The organism is Acinetobacter sp. UBA3025 (assembly GCF_002367915.1).
Taxonomy (GTDB): domain Bacteria; phylum Pseudomonadota; class Gammaproteobacteria; order Pseudomonadales; family Moraxellaceae; genus Acinetobacter.
Window position 1 is genome coordinate 1 of sequence record NZ_DFDO01000130.1, and the last position, 4,173, is coordinate 4,173.

Here is a 4,173-nt window from a genome sequence, read left to right on the forward strand (position 1 = left end):
AAGTCAGCCGAAGCTGACTTTTTGTAAACGCGAAATGTAAGTGTTATGCAGCAATAAAAGTTTGTAGCACTTTACCTTTCACTTTTTGATTGAGCAGTGGTGTATTTTTACCTTGAGAAACGATCGTTTCTTTACTCAGCGTCCACTCCTGTTCTGGATCAACCAGTACCCAGCCAGCTTCTGCCTTCCAGCGATCAAACATGCTAGCGACTTTTGCAGGAGCAACTGTGACTTTCTCCACCCATTCCAATGGCGTAAAGAAACCTTCATTCACCAGTTGGATACCGAACGGTACATAGGTATCAAACGCGGTAAAGCCAGGCTGTGTCTCTGCGAACGGTGCCATTTTGGCAGAGCTGCTCAGTGGTTCATGATGGGTACAGATCGCATCAATCACACCAGATTTTACGCCCTGACGCAGTAATTCTTTGTCAGATTCAGAACGTAATGGTGGACGCACGTGTGCAAGAGAGTTAAAGCCATCAATCAGATGGTCAGTCAGATGCAATTGGTGCATTGCGACATCACAAGTTACTGACAGGCCTTTTTCTTTGGCAATACGGATCAGTTCTACTGATGCACCACAAGATAACAAGCCGAAATGAGCGCGTACTTTAGTTGCTTCAATCATAAGCAGGTATTTGGCAATTGCCACAGTCTCTGCTAATGCCGGAATCATTGGCAAGCCCTGACGTGAAGCAATAAAGCCTTCATGCACACAGCCATCTTTGGCAATTTGCGGCTCTTCTGCATAGAACACTACAGTCAGGTCCAAGCCCGCTGCATATTCAAGTGTACGTAATACCACATCATCATTGGCAAACGGCGCACTGGCATTAGAAACCGCAGTACAACCGCCCTTTTTCAAACCTGCCATACTGGCCGGTTGCTGACCTTGCAAACCTTGGGTTTGCGCACCGATCACCTGCAGATAAATACCGCCATCCAGCATGGCTTTTTCAACCAGACCATGAATCAGTGCACCATTGTCCTGTACGATCGGTTTAGAATCTGGCGGGGTAAATACATGCAGAATCCCGTTTTCACGTGCAGCCTTACCTTCAGACTTTAAAGTCCCGTGTTGCTGCTGACCCGGTTCACGTAAACGTGCGCATAGATCCACCATAGTGGGCATCAGCCACTTGCCCTGCCCATCAATGGTTTCAGATACGTGAGCAGTTTCTGCAACACGTTTACCATTTTCCAGATAAACCGTTTCGACTGAATCAGTGTTTTGGATTGGGTCAAGAACACGGACATTTTCAATTTTTACAATAGACATGACTTATTCCTTATACCGCAATCGCTTCAATCAAACCCTGTTCCTGTAACTGACCCTGCATCGCAAGAGCCAGTACCGCCATACGTACTGCAATCCCGTTAGTAACCTGTTTCAGAATCACGGATTGCGGACCGTCTGCAATACTGGAATCAATTTCCACACCACGGTTCATTGGTCCTGGATGCATCACGATACAATCCGGCTTGGCCATGGCGAGACGTTCTTTGTTCAGGCCATACATTTTGTAGAATTCAGCCTGAGATGACAGCGCTGGCGAATCAATACGCTCGTTTTGAATACGCAAGGTAATAATCACATCACAGTCTTTGATGCCATCTTCCATATTATTGAACAGGCGCACATCTTCACTGTAATCATCAAAACCGTATGGCAACAATGTATTCGGTGCAATCATGCGAATATCTTTACAACCCAAGGTTTGCAGCGCCGCCACATCTGAACGTGCTACACGCGAATGCTTGATATCACCAATAATGGCAATCGACATATCTTCGAATTTTTTATTGGTTTCACGGCGAATGGTCAGCATATCCAGCATCGCTTGAGTTGGATGGGCATGACGGCCATCCCCTGCATTAATAATAGCGACATTCGGACAAACATCTTTGGCAATAAAGTGTGCTGCACCTGAAGATGAATGACGTACCACGAAAATATCTGCTGCCATGGCTTCAAGATTCCACAAGGTATCACGTAAAGTTTCACCTTTAGAGGTACTTGAACGGGCAATATCGATATTCAGCACGTTGGCAGACAGACGTTTGGCCGCTGCCTCAAATGTAGTACGCGTTCGGGTAGAATTTTCAAAAAATAGGTTCATCACCGTTTTGCCTTCGAGCAAATTATTGGTGATCAGCTGATTTTGGTCATTAAAAAAGGACAACGCAGTGTCCAGTATTTTTGTAAGAGTTTCTTTAGAAAGACCTTCGATGGTCAGGAAATGTTTAAGATTACCTGCTTTGTTGAGTTGAATCTGGCTCGGTGTATGCAATGCCGCCAAGTGCATGAGAGATTCCTTATACGTTAAGTCAACGTATTATACAGAGATTAGCGAATCTTTATAGTTGATAAAGAGCTCAGTTGTACAAAAACCATCTCAGTAATAAGAATGGAAATTTAAATTCCCATGCATTTTTTCAATAAGATAATTTAACCTGTTTATCTATATGCTTGTTTTTTCATTTAAACATGAGTGCTTCAGTCTGGAGCATCCACACCCAATCCCCCCAATTAGCGCAATGCGCCAATATAATGATGTGAAACCTGTGCGCGATAGATATCTTCTTCACTTGGTTCTACAGAAATCAGTTCCTTTTCCGCCTGTTCTTCAGCCTGCAGTTCTGAAAATGACGATAAATCCAGAGTGGTTTTTAAGCGGTTGACCAGATGTAAAAGCTCAGGATCTTCAGTCTGCTCTGCCAGCCCAATCACATGCTTTGCATAGTGGATATTTTCTGCAAGATACATGGCATCAATTACTCGTCCAGTTACTCGTCTTAAACGTGCGTAGATCAAGGTAGCGATTGAAAATGCCTCATTCCTGCGTAATTGAAGATCCAACATCTAAGCCCCTCCGAAATAATAATTAAGAATAAAGATGAAGCTGTAATGATTCCCCTCAGCATTACAGCTTGATTGATATTAGATAAAGCAATAAACGTACCAAAATTAATAAATAAGTTATGTGAGTTATAAATTGATATGAATGAAAACTGATCTACCCCGGAGCAATATTAGGTCAGCGTCTTTTTTGTTTTAGATTCGATCTTCGTCTGGCTAATCAATTCTTAATCTCGATCACTTGACATAAGTGACCCAATTTTAGCTTTTACTTTTAGAGTAATGCTGATGCCATGAGGTGCATATGAACAACCCTGCATCAGATCCATCACATCATTAATCCGATTATTTATCTTTCTAAATTACACATACAACATGGTCGCAATTGAAGAGCTAGATTGCGAATTAGTTTTAATACCTACTACATATCCATCTGTAAAATAAAAGATTTAATTAAAAATCCACCTTATTGGTATTGTGTAGTCTTACATATCTCGTAAATTTTCAGTTTGCTTTTTAAGTCAACATTTAGCGCTTTTTAGGATGAATAACACTAGGCTGCATGTGCTCGAATTTAAAAAATTTCCAAAGCTTTAACAGGCAAAATACGCTAAACTGAGCGCAGTTTTTTATTTATTCTTTTCCGGTCTCTCTATTTTATGAATACCTCTTCACGTTTAAGCAATTATTGGGTCACCTGTGCCGATGGTCTGGAAACCTTATTAGAAGAAGAAATCAAAGGTTTAGGTGTTCAGGATATTGAACGTTTCCCAGGTCGTCTGACCTTCAAAGGCACGCTTGAAAATGCTTACCGCATCTGTATGTGGTCTCGTCTGGCTTCTCGTGTCCTGATGCCAATTCATACGCATGAAATCGAATTCTCCCACGATGCGCGTGATGTTGCAGAAGAGCTTTATGAAGGTGCGATGAGCTTCGACTGGTCACTGATTTTTGCACCACAAAGCACCTTCGCAATTCGTCTGCATGTTGAACGTGATATTAAGGTCAACACCCAGTTTGCAACTCTACGTGCCAAAGATGGCGTCGTCGATTCCTTTATGGAAGCTGTGGGCAAGCGTCCAAGTATTGATACCAAACAGCCAGAAATCACCATGTACATTCTGGCAGGTAAAAAAGAACACACTTATTGTTTAGACTTATCCGGTGATTCCCTGCATAAACGTGGCTATCGCCGCTTTATGACTGAAGCACCAATCAAGGAAAATCTGGCGGCTGCGATCCTGCAAAAAGGCGGCCTGAAAGACATCAACCCGGATATTGTGGTTGATCCTAGATCGGAAGAGCGGTTC

The 4,173-nt window shown here is 42.7% G+C and carries 4 protein-coding genes; 1 reads left to right on the forward strand and 3 read right to left on the reverse strand.

Going from position 1 to position 4,173, the window contains the following annotated elements; translation table 11 throughout:
• Window positions 1-43: 43 nt before the first annotated feature.
• From B4J23_RS05635 to B4J23_RS05645, 3 genes are all read right to left on the reverse strand, one after another.
• Window positions 44-1,282 (reverse strand): dihydroorotase, encoded by a 1,239-nt coding sequence (locus B4J23_RS05635; protein ID WP_125278433.1) that lies wholly within the window; start codon window positions 1,280-1,282, stop codon window positions 44-46.
• Between the two features lie 10 nt (window positions 1,283-1,292).
• Entirely contained in the window at window positions 1,293-2,309 is a 1,017-nt protein-coding gene (locus tag B4J23_RS05640; protein WP_125278432.1) for an aspartate carbamoyltransferase catalytic subunit, read from the reverse strand.
• A gap of 224 nt (window positions 2,310-2,533) precedes the next feature.
• Window positions 2,534-2,866: a hypothetical protein gene (locus B4J23_RS05645; protein WP_034170006.1), complete on the reverse strand. Its 333-nt coding sequence runs from the start codon at window positions 2,864-2,866 to the stop codon at window positions 2,534-2,536.
• A gap of 656 nt (window positions 2,867-3,522) precedes the next feature.
• Between B4J23_RS05645 and B4J23_RS05650 the strand changes: the two genes are divergently transcribed.
• Window positions 3,523-4,173 (forward strand): THUMP domain-containing protein (locus tag B4J23_RS05650; protein WP_291359199.1); only part of this gene is annotated, 651 nt, incomplete at its 3' end.